Source organism: Actinomycetospora succinea (genome assembly GCF_004363095.1).
GTDB classification, from domain to species: domain Bacteria; phylum Actinomycetota; class Actinomycetes; order Mycobacteriales; family Pseudonocardiaceae; genus Actinomycetospora; species Actinomycetospora succinea.
Genome location: NZ_SNYO01000009.1, coordinates 211,188 through 231,902, shown reverse-complemented (window position 1 = coordinate 231,902; position 20,715 = coordinate 211,188). Strand labels below are relative to the sequence as shown.

At 73.8% G+C, this 20,715-nt stretch carries 23 protein-coding genes; 18 read left to right on the top strand and 5 right to left on the bottom strand.

What is annotated here, in order from left to right; genetic code table 11:
- Positions 1 to 174 precede the first annotated feature (174 nt).
- Genes EV188_RS25180 through EV188_RS25165 form a run of 4 tightly spaced genes read left to right on the top strand, consistent with a single transcriptional unit; the run spans position 175 to position 3,860 of the window.
- Positions 175 to 1,137, top strand: a complete 963-nt coding sequence (locus EV188_RS25180) for a cyclase family protein (RefSeq protein WP_133829065.1) — start codon at positions 175 to 177, stop codon at positions 1,135 to 1,137.
- Positions 1,137 to 2,801 carry a class I adenylate-forming enzyme family protein gene (locus EV188_RS25175; RefSeq protein ID WP_133829064.1) on the top strand — a complete coding sequence of 555 codons (1,665 nt, stop codon included), beginning with the start codon at positions 1,137 to 1,139 and terminating at the stop codon, positions 2,799 to 2,801. Before EV188_RS25180 ends, EV188_RS25175 begins: the two co-directional genes overlap by 1 nt.
- A gap of 13 nt (positions 2,802 to 2,814) precedes the next feature.
- Positions 2,815 to 3,342: a DUF305 domain-containing protein gene (locus tag EV188_RS25170; protein ID WP_166660063.1), complete on the top strand. Its 528-nt coding sequence runs from the start codon at positions 2,815 to 2,817 to the stop codon at positions 3,340 to 3,342.
- Entirely contained in the window at positions 3,339 to 3,860 is a 522-nt protein-coding gene (locus EV188_RS25165; RefSeq protein WP_133829062.1) for an HAD family hydrolase, read from the top strand. The genes EV188_RS25170 and EV188_RS25165 overlap by 4 nt, the downstream gene beginning before the upstream one ends.
- A 1-nt stretch (position 3,861) precedes the next feature.
- Here the strand turns inward: EV188_RS25165 and EV188_RS25160 are convergent, their stop codons facing one another.
- Positions 3,862 to 4,752: an isocitrate lyase/PEP mutase family protein gene (locus EV188_RS25160; RefSeq protein ID WP_243741981.1), complete on the bottom strand. Its 891-nt coding sequence runs from the start codon at positions 4,750 to 4,752 to the stop codon at positions 3,862 to 3,864.
- 103 nt (positions 4,753 to 4,855) lie between these two features.
- Between EV188_RS25160 and EV188_RS25155 the strand changes: the two genes are divergently transcribed.
- The 6 genes from EV188_RS25155 (at position 4,856) to EV188_RS25130 (ending at position 9,210) form a co-directional block, all read left to right on the top strand.
- Positions 4,856 to 5,515 carry a GntR family transcriptional regulator gene (locus tag EV188_RS25155; protein ID WP_133829060.1) on the top strand — a complete coding sequence of 220 codons (660 nt, stop codon included), beginning with the start codon at positions 4,856 to 4,858 and terminating at the stop codon, positions 5,513 to 5,515.
- A 2-nt stretch (positions 5,516 to 5,517) separates the two neighbouring features.
- On the top strand, positions 5,518 to 6,135 hold the full coding sequence (locus EV188_RS25150) for an isochorismatase family protein (protein ID WP_133829059.1): 618 nt from the start codon (positions 5,518 to 5,520) through the stop codon (positions 6,133 to 6,135).
- Positions 6,136 to 6,355: 220 nt separating this feature from the next.
- Complete coding sequence (locus EV188_RS25145) at positions 6,356 to 6,709, top strand: hypothetical protein (protein WP_133829058.1); 354 nt, start codon at positions 6,356 to 6,358, stop codon at positions 6,707 to 6,709.
- Between the two features lie 336 nt (positions 6,710 to 7,045).
- Positions 7,046 to 7,591, top strand: a complete 546-nt coding sequence (locus tag EV188_RS31930; protein WP_166660062.1) for a hypothetical protein — start codon at positions 7,046 to 7,048, stop codon at positions 7,589 to 7,591.
- A 65-nt stretch (positions 7,592 to 7,656) separates the two neighbouring features.
- Complete coding sequence (locus EV188_RS32790; protein ID WP_133829057.1) at positions 7,657 to 8,217, top strand: TetR/AcrR family transcriptional regulator; 561 nt, start codon at positions 7,657 to 7,659, stop codon at positions 8,215 to 8,217.
- 45 nt (positions 8,218 to 8,262) lie between these two features.
- Positions 8,263 to 9,210, top strand: coding sequence for a hypothetical protein (locus EV188_RS25130; RefSeq protein ID WP_133829056.1), 948 nt, complete (start codon positions 8,263 to 8,265; stop codon positions 9,208 to 9,210).
- Positions 9,211 to 9,219: 9 nt separating this feature from the next.
- Here EV188_RS25130 and EV188_RS25125 read toward each other — a convergent pair whose 3' ends face one another.
- Positions 9,220 to 9,693, bottom strand: coding sequence for a protein-tyrosine phosphatase family protein (locus tag EV188_RS25125; RefSeq protein WP_133829055.1), 474 nt, complete (start codon positions 9,691 to 9,693; stop codon positions 9,220 to 9,222).
- Positions 9,694 to 9,738: 45 nt separating this feature from the next.
- Positions 9,739 to 10,644: a LysR substrate-binding domain-containing protein gene (locus EV188_RS25120; protein WP_133829054.1), complete on the bottom strand. Its 906-nt coding sequence runs from the start codon at positions 10,642 to 10,644 to the stop codon at positions 9,739 to 9,741.
- Between EV188_RS25120 and EV188_RS25115 the strand changes: the two genes are divergently transcribed.
- From EV188_RS25115 to EV188_RS25095, 5 genes are all read left to right on the top strand, one after another.
- Entirely contained in the window at positions 10,643 to 11,113 is a 471-nt protein-coding gene (locus EV188_RS25115) for a Rieske (2Fe-2S) protein (RefSeq protein WP_243741980.1), read from the top strand. The two genes, EV188_RS25120 and EV188_RS25115, sit on opposite strands and share 2 nt — an antisense overlap.
- Positions 11,100 to 11,393, top strand: coding sequence for a hypothetical protein (locus tag EV188_RS25110; protein WP_133829053.1), 294 nt, complete (start codon positions 11,100 to 11,102; stop codon positions 11,391 to 11,393). Before EV188_RS25115 ends, EV188_RS25110 begins: the two co-directional genes overlap by 14 nt.
- On the top strand, positions 11,390 to 12,598 hold the full coding sequence (locus tag EV188_RS25105; RefSeq protein ID WP_243741979.1) for an amidohydrolase family protein: 1,209 nt from the start codon (positions 11,390 to 11,392) through the stop codon (positions 12,596 to 12,598). The genes EV188_RS25110 and EV188_RS25105 overlap by 4 nt, the downstream gene beginning before the upstream one ends.
- 158 nt (positions 12,599 to 12,756) lie before the next feature.
- Positions 12,757 to 13,611 (top strand): siderophore-interacting protein, encoded by an 855-nt coding sequence (locus tag EV188_RS25100; RefSeq protein ID WP_243741988.1) that lies wholly within the window; start codon positions 12,757 to 12,759, stop codon positions 13,609 to 13,611.
- Between the two features lie 74 nt (positions 13,612 to 13,685).
- Positions 13,686 to 15,302 (top strand): serine/threonine-protein kinase, encoded by a 1,617-nt coding sequence (locus tag EV188_RS25095; RefSeq protein ID WP_133829050.1) that lies wholly within the window; start codon positions 13,686 to 13,688, stop codon positions 15,300 to 15,302.
- Here EV188_RS25095 and EV188_RS32785 read toward each other — a convergent pair.
- The gene (locus EV188_RS32785) at positions 15,290 to 17,194 is read right to left on the bottom strand and encodes an aldolase/citrate lyase family protein (RefSeq protein ID WP_133829049.1); all 1,905 of its coding nucleotides are present in this window, start codon (positions 17,192 to 17,194) and stop codon (positions 15,290 to 15,292) included. The genes EV188_RS25095 and EV188_RS32785 overlap by 13 nt on opposite strands.
- Positions 17,195 to 17,256: 62 nt before the next feature.
- Positions 17,257 to 18,396, bottom strand: a complete 1,140-nt coding sequence (locus EV188_RS25085) for a response regulator transcription factor (RefSeq protein ID WP_133829048.1) — start codon at positions 18,394 to 18,396, stop codon at positions 17,257 to 17,259.
- Positions 18,397 to 18,509: 113 nt separating this feature from the next.
- Here EV188_RS25085 and EV188_RS25080 point away from each other — a divergent pair, with 113 nt between their 5' ends.
- Genes EV188_RS25080 through EV188_RS25070 form a run of 3 tightly spaced genes read left to right on the top strand, consistent with a single transcriptional unit; the run spans position 18,510 to position 20,714 of the window.
- On the top strand, positions 18,510 to 18,920 hold the full coding sequence (locus EV188_RS25080; protein ID WP_133829047.1) for a RidA family protein: 411 nt from the start codon (positions 18,510 to 18,512) through the stop codon (positions 18,918 to 18,920).
- Positions 18,921 to 18,954: 34 nt separating this feature from the next.
- Positions 18,955 to 20,289, top strand: coding sequence for an FAD-binding oxidoreductase (locus EV188_RS25075; protein WP_133829046.1), 1,335 nt, complete (start codon positions 18,955 to 18,957; stop codon positions 20,287 to 20,289).
- Positions 20,290 to 20,336: 47 nt separating this feature from the next.
- Entirely contained in the window at positions 20,337 to 20,714 is a 378-nt protein-coding gene (locus tag EV188_RS25070; protein ID WP_243741978.1) for a VOC family protein, read from the top strand.
- The last annotated feature ends 1 nt before the right edge of the window (position 20,715 follow it).

Sequence of the window (20,715 nt, the reverse complement as noted above, 5' to 3'; positions counted from 1 at the left end):
CAGACTGTCCGTGGAGCGTACGGATGCTGGCCCGCTCTTGACGCGTGCGGTCCTACGTGCTCACCCGTTCGGCCCTGACATCCCACTCGCTCGGAGGCTGCCCGAGTGCCCCTTGTCGGTCGCCGGGCGACCGGGCACCGTGGGCCACCTCACGGTGATCTCGAGGAGGAGCTCATGGCCGACGTCCCGTCGATGCGGGAACTGCTGGGCGACAACCCCCCCAAGAACTGGGGGAAGTGGGGGGACGACGACGAGGTCGGCTCCCTGAACTACCTCGACGCCGCCCAGGTGCTCCGGGGCGTGGCGAGCGTCAAGAGCGGGCAGGTGCTCACGCTGCAGTGCCCGATGGGTCACCCCCACGGCGACCCGGTCTTCCCGGGCCGCGAGGGCATCAAGCGCGAGATGGTGTGGGACCACGACGTCTTCGAGTCCGGGCAGGGCCCGAGCTTCCCCGGCGGCATCCGCGCCTCGGACGACAAGGCCGAGATCTTCCTGCAGGGCTCGTCGCAGTACGACGCGCTCGGCCACGCCTGGTACGACGACACGCTCTGGAACGGGCGCCACGCCGACACCACCAACGGCGGCGGCATGAGCTGGGCGTCGGTGCTGCCGATCGCCAACCGGGGCATCGTCGGGCGCGGCGTGCTGATCGACATGGCGCGCCACCGCGGCAAGGACTGGCTGGACAAGGGCGAGACGTTCACCCACCGCGACCTCGAGGACGCCGCGGGCAAGCAGGGCGTGACGATCGAGGACCGCGACATCCTGCTGATCCGGACCGGCTTCCTGAAGTACTTCTACGCGACCCCCGCCGACGAGTTCTACGAGGGCTTCGTCGAGCCGGGCCTGACCTACTCCCGCGAGCTGGTCGAGTGGTTCCAGAACAAGGAGATCCCCAACCTGGTCACGGACACGATCGCGAACGAGGTCACCGCCGACCCCGAGAGCGGCGTGCTCCTGCCCCTGCACGCGTCGCTGCTGCGCAACCTCGGCGTGAGCCTCGCCGAGATCATCTGGTTGGACGACCTCGCCGACGCCTGCGCGGCCGACGGGCGCTGGGACTTCCTCTACACCGCCGCCCCGCTGAAGATCCACGAAGCGACCGGCGCCCCGGTGAACCCCGTGGTGATCCGCTGATGGGGACCTACGACCAGCGCCCCTGGCTCCCGCGGTACCGCCCGGAGTACCCCCACGACGTCGAGCCCGAGTTCTCGAGCGCCCTGGCGATGTTCGAGGACTCGCTGCGCCGCGCGCCCGAGACCGAGATCGTGCGGTACTTCGACGGCACGCTCACCCTCGCCGAGCTCGACCGGCTCTCCGACCAGTTCGCCGTCGCGCTGGCCGACCGCGGCTTCGAGAAGGGCCAGCGGCTCGCGACCTACCTGCAGAACATCCCGCAGGTGCTCATCGCCGCGATCGGCACGTGGAAGGCCGGCGGCATCGTCGTCTCGATCAACCCGATGAGCCGGGTCCGCGAGCTGACGACGCTGCTCTCCGACTGCGAGGCCACCGCCCTGCTGGCCGAGGAGGACCTGTTCGGCCAGGTCGCGGCGGAGGTCGTGCCGACGATCCCGTCGCTGCGCATCGCGTGGACGACCTCGCCGCTGGAGTTCCAGACCCGCCACGACCCGCGGCTCTTCGGCGGCATGGAGCGCACGCGCCACGACGGCACCGAGGACATGAGCGAGGTGCTCGCCTCGGTCGGCGACCGCGAGCCCGAGCCCGTCGAGCTCGAGCTCGACGACGCGGCGTTCCTGGGCTACACCTCGGGCACCACCGGGCCGCCGAAGGGCGCGATGAACACCCACCGCAACGTGGTGTTCAACGCCCGCGTCTACCGCGAGTGGTGCGGGCTGACCCCCGAGGACTCGGTGCTCGGCGTCGCCCCGCTGTTCCACATCACCGGCGTCGTCGCACACACCGCGGTCTGCCTGCTCGTGCCGATGCCCCTCGTGCTGGCCTACCGCTTCGAGCCGAACGTCATGCTCGACGCGATCCGCGAGCACCGCCCGACGTTCACCGCCGGCTCGATCACTGTGTTCATCGCGCTGATGAACACCGAGGGCGCCGTGAAGGAGGACCTCTCCTCGCTGGCGAAGATCTACTCCGGCGGCGCGCCGATCCCGCCGTCGACCGTCAAGGCGTTCTCGGCGCACTTCGGGCACTACATCCACAACATCTACGGCCTGACCGAGACCACCTCGCCCTCGCACGGGACGCCGCGAGGCTCGGAGGCGCCGGTCGACGAGGCCTCCGGCGCGCTCTCGGTGGGCGTGCCGGTGTTCTCCACCGTCGTGCGGATCATGCGCGACGACGGCTCCGACGCCGAGGTCGGCGAGGTGGGCGAGATCGTCACCCGCGGGCCGCAGGTCGTGCCCGGGTACTGGAACAAGCCCGAGGAGACCGAGAACGCGCTGCGCGCCCCGGACGGGTCGGTCGAGCTCAAGACCGGCGACGTCGGCTACATGGACGACCAGGGCTGGTTCTACGTCGTCGACCGCAAGAAGGACCAGATCAACGCCGGCGGGTACAAGGTCTGGCCGCGCGAGGTCGAGGACGTGCTCTACGAGCACCCCGCGGTCCGCGAGGCGGCGGTCGTCGGCGTGCCCGACGAGTACCGCGGCGAGACCGTGAAGGCGTTCGTGTCCGTGCGGCCGGGGCAGAGCGTCGAGCCCGACGAGCTCATCCAGTTCTGCAAGGAGCGGATGTCGGCGTACAAGTACCCGCGCCAGGTCGAGCTGATGGACGAGATCCCCAAGACCGTCACCGGCAAGCTCCTCCGGCGGGCGCTGCGGTCCTGACAGGATGGCGGCGATGCTTCGTGCCCTCGCCGCCGTCCTGATCCCACTTGCGGCGCTGGCGGGGTGCGCGGACGCACCTGCGACCCCGCCGGCGTCGCCCGACGCCGCCTTCGTCTCGGCGATGGTCCCGCACCACGAGCAGGCCCTCGAGCTCACGGCGATGGTCGGCGGCCGGGACGCCTCGCCCGGTCTGCAGGCGATCGCCCTGCGCATCGACCGCGCGCAGGTGGAGGAGATCGGGCAGATGCAGGGGCTGGCCCTGGCCCGCGGACTGCCCGCGGGCGAGCACGCGATGCACGGCGCCATGCCCGGCATGGCCGACCCGGCGACGCTCGACCGGCTGCGCGCCCTGCGCGGCCCGGAGTTCGAGCGGCTCTGGCTCGACACGATGATCCGCCACCACGAGGGTGCCGTGACGATGGCGCGCGACTACACCGGCAGCGACGACACCCTGCGCCGGTTCGCGCAGGTCACCGTCGCGTCCCAGTCGTCCGAGATCGCGACGATGGAGCAGTTGCGCACTAGCATCGCCGGGTCATGAGCCAGTCGTCGCGGCCCGCGGTGCCGATGCTCTTCGTCGAGATCGAGGGCGTGCTGCGCCGCACGCCCGACGACCTCGGCCGCCCGTGGCGCGGCCCGTTCGACATCGAGATCTTCCCCGACGCCGTCGAGCGCCTCCGGCTGTGGAAGGGCGCCGGCGGACGGGTGATCGGCTTCAGTCAACAGGGCGGCGTGGCGCTGGGGGAGACCGACGAGCAGACCGCCGTCCGCACGCTGTGGACCGTGCGCGAGCGCGTCGCCAACCTGCTCGACCACGTCGTGCACTGCCCGCACCACCCCGACGCGACGATGCCCGACCACGCGCGGTGCTGGTGCCGCCTGCCCAAGCCGGGGATGCTCATCGCCGCCCAGCACGAGGTCGCGCTGCGCCAGCAGGAGCACTACCCGCTCTGGATGGCCCTGCTGGTCGGCCGCTCGCCGGAAGCCCTGCAGGCGGCCGCCGACCTCGGCCTCGACCACCTCGACGGCGACCGCTGGCGCCGCGACGGGGGCCAGTAGCTCAGCTCGTGAAGCGCGTCTCGAGGTCGCGGATCTCGTCGAGCCCCTCACGGGCGGCGAAGGCGTCGAGCCCGCCGATCTCGTCGAGCACCGCGGCCGGGGTGCCGTCGGTGCGCAGGCGCTGGAGCACCGCGCGCATCGCCGTGTCGGCGGCGAGCAGCGTCGAGACGGGGAAGAGGACGAGCGCGAAGCCGAGCTCGGCGAGCCGGTCGTAGGACAGCGGGGGCGTGCGGCCGCCCTCGGCCCAGTTGAACAGCAGGCGGTGGCCCTTCAGCGCGGTCGCGACCGTCTCGATGGCCTCCTCGGAGGTCGGCGCCTCGACGAAGAGGATGTCGGCGCCGGCGTCGGCGAACCGCTTCGCGCGCTCGATGGCGGCGTCGAGGCCCTCGACGGCGGCGACGTCGGTGCGGGCGATGAGCACCATGTCCGGGTCCTCGCGGGCCTGCACGGCGGCGCGGATCTTGGCCTCCATGTCCTCGGTCGGGACGACGACCTTGCCCGCGAGGTGCCCGCAGCGCTTGGGCATGACCTGGTCCTCGATGTGCAGCCCGGCGATGCCCGCCTGCTCGTACTCGCGGACCGTGCGGATGACGTTGATCGGGTTGCCGTAGCCGGTGTCGGCGTCGGCGATCAGCGGGACGTCGATCGCGGCGGCCATCCGGCGTGCGTTGTCCACCATCTCGGCCTGGCCGAGCAGCCCGATGTCGGGGCGGCCGAGCAGCGAGGCCGTGGTGCCGAAGCCGGTCATGTAGGCGACGTCGAACCCGGCCTGCTCCACCAGCCGTGCCGAGTGGGCGTCGAACGCGCCGGGCGCGAGCACCGGGCGCCCGGCGTCGAGCAGCTCGCGCAGGCGGACGCGGCGGTTGCCGGGACGGCTCAGCAGATCTCCCACGGCGCGGCTCCTTGTGCACAACGGTGGACGGCTCACGGCGATCGTGCCTTGTCGAGCCCGGCGACGCACCCTAGGTTGCGTACAACATCGGGACGGAGAGCGGATGACGAGCACGGAACGGCGGGCGGGCCGCGCCTCCGAGCGTGCCCTCGCCGACCTGCGCGAGGCCATCCTCGACGGCGACCTCGCGGCCGGGGCGCACCTCGGCGAGGTCGAGATCGCCGAGCGGCTCGGCCTCTCGCGGACCCCCGTGCGCGAGGCGCTGACCCGGCTCGCCGCCGAGGGGCTCGTCGAGCTCGAGGCCCACCGCGGCGCGCGCGTCACCCGGTTCTCCCGCGAGGACCTCGACGGCATCTTCGACGTGCGCCTCGCCCTCGAGCCACAGGCCACCGCTCGCGCCGCGCAGTACGTCACCCCGGACGACCTCGCCGCGCTCGACGACCTGGCGACGACGATGCTCGCGGTCGGCGCCCCCGGCCCCGACCAGGACCTCGACGCCCTCGTCGACCTCAACCGCGCCTTCCACGCCCGCCTGCTCGCGCTGGCCCACGCGCCCGCGCTCGCGGCGGCGCTGGCGAACGTCGTGCACACGCCCGTCGTGACCCGGACGTTCCGCACCTACGACGCGGACTCGCTGGCGCGCAGCCTCGCCCACCACGCGGAGATCGTCGCCGCGCTGCGCGCCGGCGACGGCGACTGGGCGGGGGCGGTCATGCGCTGCCACCTCGGCAACGCGCGCGCGGTGATGGTGGAGGAGCAGTGAGCATGTCCGGGAGCAATCCGCACGGGTCCCCGTTCGCCGGGCGTGTGGGCTGGGGGAACCGGCCGGCGCTGGTCGTCGTCGACCTCGTCCGCGCCTACGTCGAGCCCGACGGGCCCTTCTGGTTGGGGTCCGCCGACGTCCTCGGGCCCGCGGACAAGCTGGTCGCCGCGGCCCGGTCGGCCGACGTCCCGGTGATCTGGACCGTCGTCCGCTTCGCCCCGGACATGGCCGACGCCGGGTTCTTCGCGGCCAAGGTGCCGTCGCTGGCGTGCTTCGCCGAGGGTGCGCTCGGCGGGTGGGGCGAGCTCGCGCTGGCGCCGCGTGCCGGGGAGGCGGTCGTCGCCAAGCAGCACGCGTCGTCGTTCGCCGGCACCTCGCTCGCCGCCACCCTGCGCGCCCGCGGCGTCGACACCATCGTCGTCGCCGGGGTCTCGACGTCGGGCTGCGTGCGGGCGACCGCCACCGACGCGCTCGCGGCCGGCTTCCGCCCGATCGTCGTCCGCGACGCCTGCGCGGACCGCACCACCGCGCTGCACGACCAGAACCTCGCCGATCTCGATGCCAAGTACGCCGACGTCGTCGACCTGGCCGAAGCCCTGACCAACCTCGGAGGTCGGTGATCGGGCCCGCGAGGCGCCGGCGCCCGCCTGAGGTCACGGTCCGGTCACGATCGTCCGCGCTCGCTGCCCGTCCCTCCCGCGACGACCGGTTGGACCGCTTTCGGCTGCTCGACTCCGGTGAACAGCAGGTGTATGCCGGGCACTGACGACCCGGACGTCCCGTACCCCTCGGGCGACCGGGCCGCCTCCGCCGCCGAGCTGCGCGAGGAGCGTGATCGCCGTGAGCGAGCGTCCGCTGTCCGATCGTCGTCGCCATGAGCACGCCGAGCTCGAGTGGGAGGTGCGGGGCTGGTCGGACCCGCCGGGACACCGCCCCGACGTCGAGGGCTGGCACAGCCTCGGGTGGAGCGCGAACCACGACGACGCCGTCGTGCTCGCCACGGCCCTGACCGAGGCGGGCCAGGTCGAGTACGCCGAGGTCTGGGGCCCGTGCGAGGAGGCGACGCCGGGCCGCGCGCGGGTCTGCGAGCGCTTCCCGACGCCCGACGCCGAGGAGCGCCAGGCGATCTGGCTGCGCGCCGCCGCCGAGCACTACACCGACGGCATCGACCTGCCGCACCGCACGACGGTGTAGCGGCCAGTCGAACGTCCCCAGCCGCGCGAGGTCGAACCCCTCGGGGTAGGAGCGGACCTCGCGCAGATCCGCCACCGTGACGATCGCGCGGCGCGGAGGCATCCGGCGCTCGACGAGCGCCCGCGCGCGCATCCCGGCGTGCGCGGCCGCCCGTTCCGCGCGCGTCGGTATGGGGTAGCGCAGCGCCCGCAGCAGGTGCGGGTCCATGAGGCACGTGGTCAGCCGGCGCGTGACCGCGGCGGGCAGCGCCGAGAACGGCGGGAACGTCGTGAGCAGGCCCAGCGTCGCGTCGGCGACCTCGCGCCCGCCGTCGGTGTAGGCGAAGTGCGCGGCCTCGTGGTCGTCGAGCAGTGCCGCGAAGCCGGCCTCGTCGGCGGGCATGTCGCGGATGCCCATGTGCCGGCCGAGCGCGCGGTAGTGGGCCACGGCCGCGGCGCGCTCGTGCGGGTGCAGCGGTCGCCAACCGAACGCGTCGAGCCAGCGCAGCGGGGTGACGACGAAGGTCGCGAGGACGTAGAGCATGTCGTCGTTGCCGATGCCGTAGCGGCGGTGCATCTGGTTCATCCGCCGGATCGCGGTGCGCGCGTCGGGGTCGTCGACGCCGCGGTCGACGGTGGCGCCGAGCAGCAGGACGGTGTCGTCGTAGCGCTTCTGCGTGTGCGCGGTGAACTGCCCGGTCCGGGCGAGCAGCTCGCCCACCGACGGCACCGCGTAGGTCCGGAACAGCGCGAGCCCGAGCGCCTGGCGCACGTCCCAGGGGAACTCGATGCCGGCCGTGATCCGGTGGATCTCCTCGGCGTCGTCGGCCGACGCCGGGTCGAGCGCCGCGATGCGGCGCAGCCAGGCCCAGCGGTCCACGGTCGCCCTCCAGCGGGAACGTAAGTAGTTCTATGTTCGTCGTCGAGAACATAGAAGCTGCTACGTTCGATCGGCAAGGGGGTGGGGACGTGACGGTGACCAACCGCGAGGGGTTCTTCGACGCCGCGATGACGCTGCTGGCGTGCCAGGGCCGGTCGGGGCTGCGCCTGGCCACCCTGTGCCGGGCGGTCGGCGTGACCAGCGGGTCGTTCTACCACCACTTCGGCGGCTGGGACGGGTTCGTCGACGCGCTGCTCGAGCACTGGGAAACCGTCGACACCCGCCGCCTCGCCGAGATCGCCGGCCGCGAGCCCGACCCCGAGGGCCGCCTCGACGTGCTCAAGCACCTCGCGCTGACGTTCCCGCACGAGGCCGAGACCGCGATCCGCTCCTGGGCGCACGGCGACCCGCGCGTGGCGGTCGTGCAGGAGCGCGTCGACGAGCAGCGCCGTCGCGTGGTCCTCGACGCCCTGGTGGCCACCGGCGTCGAGGAGGTCCGCGCCGGCCGCCTCGCCGACCTCGCCCTCGCCGTGCTGATCGGACGCCAGCAGCGGCTCGGTCCCACCGACACCGGCGAGCTGCTGGCGCTGTTCGACGAGCTGAGGGCCTTCGGCCACGTGAGTGAAATGGGTGGCCTGGGCAACCCGTAGCACTCACGAGGAGCCGGAGGCGCCCTTGCTGCGTCGAACCAGGACATGGACGTTCCTGAGTCGTGGCGAGCGCTGCTCGCCGAGCAGCACGGCATCGGCACCCGCCGACAGGCCCTGGAGCACGGGCTGACCCTCGCCCAGATCCGCGCGCAGGTGGACGCCGAGCGATGGCAGCGCCTGCGCGACGGCACGCTGGCCACCTTCACCGGCCCGCTGACGCCGGAGGCCGAGGACTGGGCGGCGGTGCTCGCCTGCTGGCCCGCGGCGCTGAGCCACGGGTCGGCCGGTGTTCGCTGGCGCATGGTGCGTCGTCGCCCGGATTCGCCGCACGTGAGCGTGGCCTACGGCAGGTCGACGAGTCGAACCGGCGACCTGACGGTGCACCGGAGCCGCGCGTTCGAGCACATCACCGTCGTCGAGGAGGGCTTGCCGATCGTCGCGCCGGTGCACACCGCTGTCGATCTGGCGGTGGCCTCGCCCACGGCGCGTTCCGCGATGTCGGTGCTGCAGCGGTCGGCGTTGGCCGGCGGCGTCTCGGGGATGCAGCTCCTCGCGGCGATGGAGCTACGGCGTCCGACGCGCTACCGGAACGCGCTCCGCGACGCCGCGATGCTGATGATCGAGGGCGTGATGTCCGCCCTCGAGTCGTCCTACGCCCTGAGTGTCGAGGGTCCGCACGGCCTGCCGCACGGCGTCCGACAGGTACCCGTGGTCGTGGACGGCACGGTGCTCTTCGAGGACGTCCTCTACTCCGGTCCTCACGGCGAGCTCATCGTCCGTCTCGACGGGTGGAGGTTCCACTCCGACCGTCGCGTGGCCCACCGTGATCGACGCCGGGGCAACGCGGCACAGCTCGCAGGCCGCGCGAGACTCGCCTTCGGCCCGGAGGAGGTGGACGGCGACCCGTGCGGAACCGCACGGGAGGTCGGGGCCGTCCTCGCTCAGATCGGTGTGGATGGCCTTCGGCCTTGTGAGCGATGTGGGTCGTCATGACGACCCATGTCACGCACGTGGGGACCATCGCGGGTCGTGGAGCATCTCGACGAAGTTCGGGTTGTTCAGCGCGCCGGTGCGCGCCCGGCGGACCAGCGCGATCGCCTCGTCCGGGTCGTGCCCGCCGCGGATCAGCGCCGCCGCCGAGAGCAGGCCCGAGCGGTTGATGCCGGCCGCGCAGTGGATGAGGACCCGCTTGCCGTCGTTGCGCATGTCGTCGACCAGGTCGGCGAGTCCGCGCAGGGTCGTGAAGTCGGGCGCCGGGCCGTCCTCGATGATCCAGTGCAGGTAGAACTCGACGTCCTCGAGGGGCGGGGCGGCACCGTGCAGGTCGAACACGGCGTCCCAGTGCTCGCCGGTCTCCGGGCTCCCGGACTGCCAGATCCCCGGCACGATCTCGTGCGGCGGCCAGGGTGGCGGCTCCTCGTCGAGGTCGTCGCGCAGGTGCGCGGCCACGTACCCGTCGTCCCGCAGATCGTCCACCGAAGGCCCTCCCCGCCGTGCGTGCGTCCCGTCCCATCCTGGCGATCAGACGGTGGGCCCGCAGGACGTCACCGCCGCGGCGAACGCCCGGGCCGTCGCCGTCGGTGCGACCTGCCCCGACCACGCCAGCACGATCGGCAGCGGGGCGGGCTCCTCGGCGATCGGCACCGCGACCACCTCCTCGCGCCGCCCGGCCTCCGGGTCGGCCTGCGCGAGCACGGTGAAACCCAGGCCCTGCCCGACGAGGGCGCGCGCCGTCTCGGCGTTCGCCGTGCGGTAGCGCACGCGGGGGGACAGTCCCGCCGCGAGACAGACGCCGAGCGCGTGCTCGGAGCTCGGCGGGAGGTCGAGCAGCACCATGGGCTCGTCGACGAGGTCGGCGAGCGCGACCGGTTCGGCGCCGCGCAGCTGCCGGTGCCCGCGGGGGAGCACGAGGTGCGGCATGTTCGCCGAGACCGCGGTGAGCTCCAGGGCCGGGTCGAGACGGTGGTCGTAGAGCACGGCGACGTCCAGCTCGCCCTCGAGCAGGCCGCGGACCAGCAGATCCTGCGAGCCCTCGACGAACTCGACGCGCGCCCGCGGGTGGTCGGCGGTGAAGCGCCCGATCGCCGCGGGCAGCAGGCCGGGCGCGAGCGTCGTGTAGCAGCCGACGCGGACGGTGCCGGCGACGTCGCCGGGGTCGCCGCCCGCGGCGTCGGCGAGCTCGTCGGCCTCGCGCAGCAGCCGGCGGGCCCGGCGCAGCGTCTCCTGGCCGGCGGGGGTGAGGCGGATGCCGTGGGCGCGGCGGCGCACGGTGAGCTGCGCGTCGAGGGCGCGCTCGAGCTCGTCGAGCGCCAGCGAGAGGGCCGACGCCGACACGTGCAGCGTCGCCGACGCCCCGGCGAGCGTCCCCGCCTCGGCCACCGCGACGAAGTACGAGAGCTGACGGAGCGAATACGCAGGATTGCTCATGTATCAGCCCACATACCTGAACTTTACAAGGGTTGTGGCCTGGCGCACGGTGGTCGGCATGACCACCACGCTCGACGGATCGGCGCCGCCGACCCGCACCTACGACGTCGGCGCCGGCGAGGAGATCGCCGAGCGGGGACGCCTCGTCGTGACCGTCGGCGAGGGCGCCGACGCCGTCACCGTCGGCGTCTTCCGCTTCCGCGGGCGGCTGCACGCCTACGAGAACCGCTGCGCGCACCAGGGCGGGCCGGCCTGCCAGGGCCGCATCGTCTCCCGGGTCCGCGAACGCCTCGACGACGCGCAGCGCAGCCTCGGGCTCGCCTTCGAGGACGACTCGATGCACATCGTCTGCCCGTGGCACGGCTTCGAGTACGACGTCACCACCGGCCGCCACCCGGGCCGCCCGGACTTCGCGCTGCGCCCGGTGACGGTCGCCGAGGAGGGCGGGCGGGTCCGTGTCACGGTCTGAGCGCGCCACCCGCATCACCGAGCTGGTCGACCAGCTGACCACCGAGGTCGACGCCGGCCTCGGCGACGGCGCCATCGCGGCGCTCGACCCCGACGTCGCCCGCCGGCTCGTCGCGGTCGCGGCGCGCCTCTACGCGGTCGGCGTGGAGGAGGACGCGCACCCCGTGCTCGGGACGGACGTGACCCCCACCGAGTCCGTCGTCCTCGCCACCGCCGCGCTCAAGGCGCACGACCTCAACCCGTTCGACCTCGCCCTGTGGTTCTCAAGGAGCAGTTCATGACCATCGACGACGGAGTGCGTCGCCTGCCCACGCAGGAGATCACGACCCACACCGACAGCCGCGAGATCCTCGCGAACGCCGCCCGCGACACCGAGCGCTACGGCCTCGACGACTACTTCATCGTCGACGTCGACTCCCACCACGTGGAGCTCGACTCCTGGCCGGAAATCCTCGAGTTCCTCGACTCGCCGGTGCTCAAGGACACCGCGCACCAGATGATGCGCAACTGGCCGCAGGCCTCCCACCTGGCGCTGCACAACCACCCGCCGGGCCTGACCATGCAGGACGTCTCGGGGCGCATCCCGCACCAGGCGTCGCTGGCCGAGGAGACCCCCGGCGCGGCCTCGGGCGCCGAGCGCGACGTGACCCTGGTGCGCCGGGCGATGGACGCGATGAGCATCGACGTGCAGGTCGTGTTCCCGCAGCCGATGCTCGAGACCGGCCTGCACCCGCAGCCGCAGGTCGCGAGCGCGCTGCTGCAGGCCTACAACCGCTGGTTCACCAGCCAGATCCTGCCGCGCGAGCCGCGCGTCAAGACGATGCTCGGCCTCCCGTTCGAGGACCCGGACGCGTGCCTCGCGACCGTCGAGGAGTTCGCCGACCACCCCGGCGTCATCGGCTTCCTCGTCACGAGCCAGCGCCACGCGGGCGTGCACCGCAACGCGTACATGCCGCTCTACCGGATGCTCGAGGAGCGCGGGCTGCCGATCGGCTTCCACGCCGGGCCGAACCAGGCCGACTCGATGACGTCGACGATGAACCGGTTCCTGTCGGCGCACGCGATGAGCTTCGTGACCTGCAACATGACCCACATGACCAACTGGGTCATCAACGGGATCCCCGAGCGCTTCCCGAACCTGCGCACGATCTGGATCGAGAGCGGCCTGGCCTGGGTGCCGTTCATGATGCAGCGGCTCGACCACGAGTACTACATGCGCCAGTCCGACGCCCCGCTGCTGACGAAGCCGCCGTCGCACTACATGCGCGAGATGTACTACACGTCGCAGCCGATGGAGTGGACCGACGACGCGCTGCTCGAGGCGACGCTGCGCGCGATCGACGCCCCGAACACGCTGATGTACTCGTCGGACTGGCCGCACTGGGACTTCGACGTGCCCGGCCGCATCGCCTCGCTGCCGTTCCTCGACGACCACGCCAAGCGCAACATCCTCGGCGAGACCGCGCGCAAGGTCTTCGGGCTCTGACGTCCCGCGCCCGGGTGGTGTTCCCGGGCGCCGTCGGCGTGTCGACGTGTCTCGGAACCCGCTCGGCGCCCCGGACGGTTCCGGGGTGGCTCGATCCAGCTTGGTGAGGCTAGCCTTCCTCGCATTCGGGCGATCGGGAGGTGGGGCGCGTGGCGAGGATGGCGGTGCTGCCCGGCCTGCGCGTGACCGGTTCGTCCCAGCTCACGCCGCGTATGCGGCGGATCACGGTCGGCGGCGACGCGCTGCATTCGGTGGAGTCGGTGGCGCCGGGCGCCCACGTCCGCCTGCTCTTCGGCGACCCGGGGGGTGAGGTCACCCTCCCGGTCTCCGGGCCGTCGGGGCTCGTCTGGCCCGCGCACGCGCCGCGGCCCTACGCGCGCAGCATGACGGTGCGCCGGCTCGACACCGTCCGCGGCGAGATGACCATCGACATCGCGCTGCACGGAGACTCCGCGGCGGGCCGGTGGGCGTGCGCCGCCCGCCCCGGCGACCCGGTGGGCGTCGTCGGCCCTGGCGGCGGCTGGACGCCGCCCGCGGACGCCCGCGCGGTCCTGCTCGCCGGCGACGAGGCCGCGCTGCCGGCGATCGCGGCGCTGCACGAGGCGCTGCCGCCGGAGCTCGAGGTCCGGACGGTCGTCGAGGTCGCGGAGCCCGACGACGAGCTGGACCTCGCCCGTCCCGTCACCTGGGTCCACCGGACGCTCGCCGGGTCGCTCGAGGACGCGGTGCGCGACCTGGCGGTCACCGCCGGGGTCGCCGCGTGGGTCGCGGGGGAGGGGCACGCGGTGAAGGCGATCCGCGAGCACCTGCGCCTCGACCGTGGGCTCGCGCGCAGCCACTGCCACGCCATCCGCTACTGGACGCGCGGGCGCTCGCACGAGGACTCCGACGCGACGTTCGGCGCCGCGCGCGCCGAGGCCGCGCGCCGGGGGATCGACCTCGTCACCACGCAGGACGTGCACGAGATGAGCTACGAGCTCATGACCGGCGGGTTCACGCTCCCGACGCGCTGAGCAAGTCACCCACATGATCGTCGCCCGTCTCGGGCAGACTCCCGGCACCGACCGGACCGAGACGAGGAGTGCGGGTGGCCGACGAGGGCGAGCTGATCGCCGAGCGCTACCGCGTCCGGACGCGGGTCGGCCAGGGCGCGATGGGTGTCGTGTGGCGCGCCGAGGACGAGCGGCTGCGTCGCGAGGTCGCGCTCAAGCAGGTCTCCCTGCCGGCCGGCGCCGACGACGAGGCGCGGGAGCAGGCGCACCGCCGCGTGTTCCGCGAGGGCCGGATGATCGCGCGGCTGCACCACCCCCACGCCATCGCGGTCTACGACGTCGTCGAGCACGAGGACCGGCCGTGGCTCGTCATGGAGTACCTCGCGTCGCGCAGCCTCGCCGAGGTCCTCGTCGCCCACGGGCCGCTCGTCGGCGACCGGGTGGCGAAGGTCGGGCGCCAGGTCGCCGACGCGCTCGCGGCGGCTCACGAGGCCGGGATCGTGCACCGCGACGTCAAGCCCGGCAACGTGCTGCTCGCCGACGACGGGCTCGCGAAGGTCACCGACTTCGGCATCGCCCGCGCCGTCGACGACGTCACGCTCACCTCGACCGGGATGATGGCCGGCACCCCGGCCTACCTCGCGCCCGAGGTCGCCCGCGGCGGCACCGCCGACTTCCGCTCCGACGTGTACTCGCTCGGCTCGACGCTCTACGCGGCGCTCGAGGGCACCCCGCCCTTCGGCACCGGCGACAACCCGCTCGCCGTGCTGCACCGCGTGGCGTCCGGGGAGTACGCGCCGCCGGAGCACCGCGGGCCGATCACCGCGCTCATCGAGGCGCTGCTGCGGCCCGAGCCCGAGCGCCGCCCGACCATGGACCAGGTCCGCGACGAGCTCGCCCGGCTCCTGGCCGCGGACGCCGGCACCGAGGAGGGGCCGGTGACGCCGATCCTGACGCGCCCGGAGCCCGGTCCTCCCGTCGCGCCGCCGCCGTCCTCGCCACCACCGCCGTCGCCGTCACCGTCGCCGTCACCGCCCCCGCCGTCGGCCCCCTCGTCCGCGCCGCCGTCGTCCGCCCCGCCGGCGGCCGCGCCCGTCGCGGCGCCCCCGCGTCCGGCCGCCGCCGAGGGGACCGGCCCCGACACCCGTCCCGACACCCGGCCGGCGACGACCGCGCCGGTGGCCGAGGCGGACCCGGAGCCGGAGCAGGGCACCCGCCGGCGTCGGTGGCCGTGGGTCGTCGCGGGTCTGGCGCTCGTCGCCGTGATCGCGGTGGTGGTGGCCGCGCTGCTCGGGTCGGTCACCGGACGGCCGGGCGCCTCCGTGCCGGGCAGCACGGCCGCGCCGGACGCCCCGGGCGCCGAGAGCTCGAGCGGGTCGGCGTCGCTCCCCGGCAGCGCGGAGGACCAGGCCCGCCAGCAGGCCGTGATCGACTACTACGCGCTCATCCCGGACCGGCTCGACGAGGGCTGGCAGCGGCTCACCCCGTCCTTCCAGGAGGGCACGGCGGGCGGGTTCGAGGGCTACCGCGGCTTCTGGAGCACGATCGCGCAGGTCACCGTGCGCGGGGTGTCGCCCGCGGGCGGCGACGAGGTCGACGCGACCGTGACCTACCGCTACGCCGACGGCCGCGAGGTCGACGAGCGCACGGTGTTCCGGCTGGTGGAGTCCGACGGCATCTGGAAGATCGACGGGCAGCGTCAGGCCGGCTGAGGGGTGAAGAACACGCGCTCGGGGTGCGGGTGGCGCAGGAAGTCGTGGTGGGAGATGTCCCAGCCGTAGGCGCCCGCCGCCTCGAAGACGACGACGTCGCCGGCCCGCAGCCGCTCGACGGGCGCGCGGGCGAGCGTGTCCTTGGGGGTGCAGAGCTCCCCGCAGATCGTCACCTCCTCGCCGGCGACCTCCGGGCGCGGTCGGTCCTCCGGCCAGGCGTCGACGGGCACGACGTGGAACGGGTGGCTGTGCGCCCACGAGGACGGCAGGCGGAAGTGGTGGTTGCCGCCGCGCAGCAGGGCGTAGGCGCGGCCGTGGGTGTGCTTCACGTCGAGCACCTCGGCGGCGTAGACGCCGCAGTGCGCGACGAGGAAGCGCCCGCACTCGAAGTCGATCTCGCGCCAGTGGGCGGGGAAGGTCGTCAGCAGGTCGGCGAGGCCGCGGCAGAACGCCGCCCAGTCGAAGGGGCGGTCGAGCGCGGCGTAGTCGACGCCGATGCCGCCGCCGACGTTGACGACCTCCGCGCGCACCCCGAAGCGCTCCTCCCACCCCAGGACGGCGTCGCGGTAGTGGGCGAGCATCGCGAGGTGGGTGGCGGGGTCGAGGTTGTTCGACAGCGAGTGCAGGTGGAAGCCCGCCAGCCGCAGGCCCGGGAGCGCCGTGGCGGCGGCGACCGCGGCGGGCAGGTCGGTCTCGTCGATCCCGAACTGGGTCGGGCGCCCGGCCATCGCGATCGTCGCGTCGGGGAACGGGCCGGCGAGGTTGACGCGCAGGAGGACGTCGGCGGTCGTGCCCGCGGCCGTCGCGGCGTCGGCGAGCCGGTGCAGGCCCAGGACGCTCTCGATGTGGAATCTCGTGCACCCCGCCGCGACCCCGTCGGCGAACTCGGCGTCGGTCGGCACCGGGCCGCCCATGAGCACCGGCGCGTCCGGAGCGGCGTCGCCGACGACCCGCAGCTCGCCCCCGGACGCGACCTCGAAGCCGGCGACGATCCCGTCGAGCGCGGCCACGACCCGCTCGTCGGAGTTCGCCTTCACCGCGTAGAACATGCGGCACCGGTCGGGCAGCGCGGCGACGACCGCCCGCGCGTGCTCCCGCAGCGCCCCGACGTCGTAGGAGAACACGCACACGGGCCGGTCCTGGGCAGCGATCACGTCGCTGTGTGAGCGGAATTCCCGGGTATAGCCGGGAATTCCGCTCACATGGGACCGGAAGGCGCGGACGGCCAGCGAGCGCTCCTCGCCGAGGACGACGTCGGTGACGCCGCGGGCCTGCCAGCGGGCGTGGTCGGCGGGGACGCGGGGGAGGGCGCAGAACCTGGTGCCGGCTCGCACGCACGCCGCGTGGACCCGGTCGACCGCGCGCCGGACGACCGGGTGCCGCGTCCGCCACGGGACGCCGAGCGACTGGGACAGGTCCGCGGCGCCCTCGAGCACCATGTCCAGCCCGGGCGTGGTCACGATCTCGTCGATGACGTCGAGCGCCTCGGCGTCCTCGATCATGGCGACGATCGTGGGCCGGGCCGTCGTCACGTGCGTGACGAGGTCCGTACGGCCGTAGCCGACCATGCGCCCCGAGTTCAGCGACCGCATCCCGTCGGGGGCGTAGCGGGCGGCGCGGACGACGGCCTCGACGTCGGCGCGGCACCGCACGTGCGGGATCACCACGCCCGTCGCGCCCGCGTCGAGCACGCGCAGCACGAACCCCGGGTCGTGCTCGGGCACCCGCACCCACGGCGCCACCCCGGACACCTCGGCGGCGCGGATCATCTCCTGGAGCGTGTCCGGCGACACCAGCGCGTGCTCGGCGTCGAGGATCGCCACGTCGTACCCGGCGGCGCCGACCATCTCGACCAGCGCGGGCGACGGCGTCGCCACGAAGAGCCCCTTCACGCGGCGCCAGTGTGCCCTGCGGGCAGGTGAGCACTATGGACGGCTATAGCCGTCCGAACTGCTCACCTGCCGGAGGCACCGGCGAACCAGCCCGACGGGGCCAGGGCGCCGCCCTCGACGAGGTGCGGGACGTAGTGGTCGTTGTAGATCCGCGCGATGAGCTCGCGGCGGCTGCGCACGCCGACCTTCGCGAAGATCTTCTTGAGGTGGTCCTGCACGGTGTACGCCGACAGGTGCAGGCGCGCGGCGACGTCGGCGGTGTCGACGCCGGCGAGGACGAGGCCGACGACGTCGCGCTCGCGGTCGGTGAGCCCGTACGAGGCCACGACCAGCGGGATCACCTCGGGCGGGCGGGCGTCCTCGAGGGTGACGACGACGTCGGCGACCGTGCCGCCGCGCCCGACCATCGGCGAGGCGTGCGCGACGACCCAGCGCCCGGAGCGTGACCGCAGGCGCGCCCGGGGCATCGGCGCGCCCGGGTCGGCGGCGCGGCGCCGGGCCGCGCCGACGATCGCGCAGACGACCTGGGGCAGCGGCGCGTCGCCCAGCGGGCCGCCGCCGAGGTCGGTGACGCGCTCCTGCGCCCCGACGTTCGCCGACACGACCTCGTCGTCGGCGCCGACCACGATCACCGCCGGGCCGCTGCCGTCCCCGAGCACGGCGAGGTCGGCGGCGCCGACCACCAGCCCCGTCCGCAGACCGCGCGCGAACCCGGCGGACACCGAGGTCACGAACTCCTGCTCGGCGAGCGTGAAGGTGCGCCCACCCTGGTGGAACAGGGCGAGCCCGCCCCAGGTCGCGCCGTCGGCGGACAGGCCCGCGCGCAGCTCGTCGGAGTAGTCCCAGACCGGGGCGAACATCTCGGCGTAGCGACGCGAGCGGGTCGGGTCGCCGCCGGTCTCGGCGCCCAGCGCGGCGACCGCGCCCGGCCGGCGGGACACCTCGCGGAAGTCGTAGACGTCCTCGACCTCGTACTCGTAGTACGACCACTCGAGGTCGTGCTCGTCGTCGACGTCGCCCCACTTGACGGTCGCGGTGACGAGCTCGGTGGCCGGGTCGACGGTCGCGAGGCACGCCGCGGAGAACGGCAGCGCCTTGCGCAGCGTCTCGATGGCGGCGGCCCCGAACGTCGGCCAGTCGAGACCCGCCGCGGCGAGCCCGTCGATCTGCGTGCGCACGCGTTCGGCACTCACCGCGGTCATGTCACGCACTGTAGCGTGCGCTCCGACGAACGGGGCATCCCAGATTTCTGGGGTGAGGAATCACCAGAGCGCTGGGATGGGCGGCGGCCGATCTCCGGCGCAGGCTTCTCGGCATGACACAGCAGCTCACCGCCCCCTACCGGATCAACCCGACGACCTGGAACGCCGGGCTGCGTTACGACCAGGCGCAGCTCCGCCCGGCACCCGCGCAGCTACTCACCGTGGCTGGTCAGGGGTCGATCGACGCGGACGGGCAGCTCCTGCACGAGGGCGACATGAGCGCCCAGATGTCGCTGACCATGGCGAACGTCGAGGACCTCCTCGCCCGCGGCGGCATGGACCTGCGCGACGTCACCCGCCTCGTCGTCTACGTGACCGACATGGACGCCGCCCTCGCGTCGTACGGAGCGATCACCGAGCGGCTCGACGCCGCCGGCGCCACCCCGCCCGCGACCCTCGTGGCGGTCGCCCGCCTCGCCCTCCCCGGCATGGCCGTCGAGATCGACGCCACCGCCGGCCGCTGAACCACCCCTGCATCCCCGAAGGAGACCACCGATCATGAGCGTGCCGACCGTCCCCACCCTGACCCCCGCCGACCCCACCTACGCCGCCGCCGTCGCCCCGTTCACCACGACGACGACGCCACGCCCCGACCTGGTCGTGGAGGCCCGCAGTCCCGCCGACGTGGTCGCCGCGGTCAGATGGGCGGGCGAGGAGGGCCGGGCCGTGACCGTGCAGGCCACCGGCCACCAGCTGCTCACCGACCTCGCCGGCTCCGTGCTGATCTCCACCCGCCACCTCGACGACGTCCGCGTCGACCCGGTCGCCCGCACCGCGGTGGTGGGCGGCGGTGCCCCGTGGAAGCAGGTGATCGCCGAGGCCGCCCCGCACGGGCTCGCGCCGATCTGCGGGTCGTCGTCGCACGTCGGCGTCGTCGGGTTCTGCCTCGGCGGCGGGCACGGCCCGCTGTCCCGGGCGTTCGGCACCGGCGCCGACCAGGTGCGCCGCATCCGGATCGTCACCGCCGACGGCGTCGAGCGCGACGTCGACGCCGACCGCGAGCCCGACCTCTTCGACGCCCTGCGCGGCGGCAAGGCCGGGTTCGGCGTCGTCACCGAGATGGAGATCGCGCTGCACCCGGTGTCCCGGCTCTACGGCGGCGGGATCTTCTTCCCCGGCGAGGCGTCGCCGCAGCTGCTGCACGCCTGGCGGGAGTGGGTCGCGACGCTGCCCGACGAGGCGTCGACCTCGATCGCCCTGCTGCGCCTGCCCCCGGACCCGTCGCTGCCGCCGCCGCTGCAGGGCGCGTTCGTGGCCCACCTGCGCTTCGCGTACCTGGGCACCGCGGAGGAGGGCGCCGCGCTGCTCGCTCCGATGCGGGCGGTGGCGGGGGCGATCGCGGACATGGTCGACGAGATGCCGTTCGCGGCGATCGACGCGATCCACTCGGACCCGACCGACCCGATGCCGATCTGGGACGACTCGGCGACGCTGTCCGCCCTGCCCGCCGCGGCCGTCGACGCGCTGCTCGCCGTGGCCGGCCCGGGCGTCGAGACCCCGCTGATCATGGCGGAGCTGCGGCACTTCGGCGGGGCGATCGCGAAGGCCGGCGCGGGCCGGCACGACGCGGTGGCGGGCCGGGACGCGGCGTTCGGGCTCTACGCCCTGGCGCCGATGTTCCCGCCGGTCGCGGCGATCGCGCCCGCCGCGGCGCGCGGGGTCGTCGACGCGGTCCGTCCGTGGACGATGGGCGGGCTGCCGAACTTCCAGGGCCCGGCCGCGGGCGGGCGCATGGGCTCGCTCTGGGACGACGCGACGACGGCGTTCCTCACCGGCGTCCGCGAGGCCTACGACCCGGCCGGGATGTTCCGGACGGTGGGGTTGAGGGGCTGACGCCCACGTGAGTGGAATGGGTCGCCATGGCGACCCATTCCACTCACGTGCGCAGCCTCGACCACCTCGTGCTGACCGTGGCCGACGTCCGGGCCACGGTCGGTTTCTACGTCGACCTGCTCGGCATGGAAGAGCGGACGTTCTCGGGGCGCACGGCGCTCCACCTCGGCGACCAGAAGATCAACCTGCACGAGGCGGGTCGCGAGTTCGAGCCCAAGGCCCTCCGTCCGACGCCGGGCAGCGGCGACCTGTGCTTCGTCGTCGACGGGCCGATCGAGGACGTCGCGCGGGCCATCACCGAAGCCGGCGTGACGATCGAGGAGGGCCCGGTCGACCGCACCGGCGCGCGGGGTCCGATGCGCAGCGTCTACCTCCGCGACCCCGACCAGAACCTCGTCGAGCTGGCCGCCTACCCACGTGCGTGAT

What these genes read in the sequence shown, in the direction of transcription:
- EV188_RS25180 (WP_133829065.1), top strand. Translation starts at nt 175, where the DNA reads ATGGCCGACGTCCCGTCGATGCGGGAACTGCTGGGCGACAACCCCCCC.
- EV188_RS25175 (WP_133829064.1), top strand. Translation starts at nt 1,137, where the DNA reads ATGGGGACCTACGACCAGCGCCCCTGGCTCCCGCGGTACCGCCCGGAG.
- EV188_RS25170 (WP_166660063.1), top strand. Translation starts at nt 2,815, where the DNA reads ATGCTTCGTGCCCTCGCCGCCGTCCTGATCCCACTTGCGGCGCTGGCG.
- EV188_RS25165 (WP_133829062.1), top strand. Translation starts at nt 3,339, where the DNA reads ATGAGCCAGTCGTCGCGGCCCGCGGTGCCGATGCTCTTCGTCGAGATC.
- EV188_RS25155 (WP_133829060.1), top strand. Translation starts at nt 4,856, where the DNA reads ATGACGAGCACGGAACGGCGGGCGGGCCGCGCCTCCGAGCGTGCCCTC.
- EV188_RS25150 (WP_133829059.1), top strand. Translation starts at nt 5,518, where the DNA reads ATGTCCGGGAGCAATCCGCACGGGTCCCCGTTCGCCGGGCGTGTGGGC.
- EV188_RS25130 (WP_133829056.1), top strand. Translation starts at nt 8,263, where the DNA reads ATGGACGTTCCTGAGTCGTGGCGAGCGCTGCTCGCCGAGCAGCACGGC.
- EV188_RS25115 (WP_243741980.1), top strand. Translation starts at nt 10,643, where the DNA reads ATGTATCAGCCCACATACCTGAACTTTACAAGGGTTGTGGCCTGGCGC.
- EV188_RS25120 (WP_133829054.1), bottom strand. Translation starts at nt 10,644, where the DNA reads ATGAGCAATCCTGCGTATTCGCTCCGTCAGCTCTCGTACTTCGTCGCG.
- EV188_RS25105 (WP_243741979.1), top strand. Translation starts at nt 11,390, where the DNA reads ATGACCATCGACGACGGAGTGCGTCGCCTGCCCACGCAGGAGATCACG.
- EV188_RS25100 (WP_243741988.1), top strand. Translation starts at nt 12,757, where the DNA reads ATGGCGGTGCTGCCCGGCCTGCGCGTGACCGGTTCGTCCCAGCTCACG.
- EV188_RS25085 (WP_133829048.1), bottom strand. Translation starts at nt 18,396, where the DNA reads ATGACCGCGGTGAGTGCCGAACGCGTGCGCACGCAGATCGACGGGCTC.
- EV188_RS25080 (WP_133829047.1), top strand. Translation starts at nt 18,510, where the DNA reads ATGACACAGCAGCTCACCGCCCCCTACCGGATCAACCCGACGACCTGG.
- EV188_RS25075 (WP_133829046.1), top strand. Translation starts at nt 18,955, where the DNA reads ATGAGCGTGCCGACCGTCCCCACCCTGACCCCCGCCGACCCCACCTAC.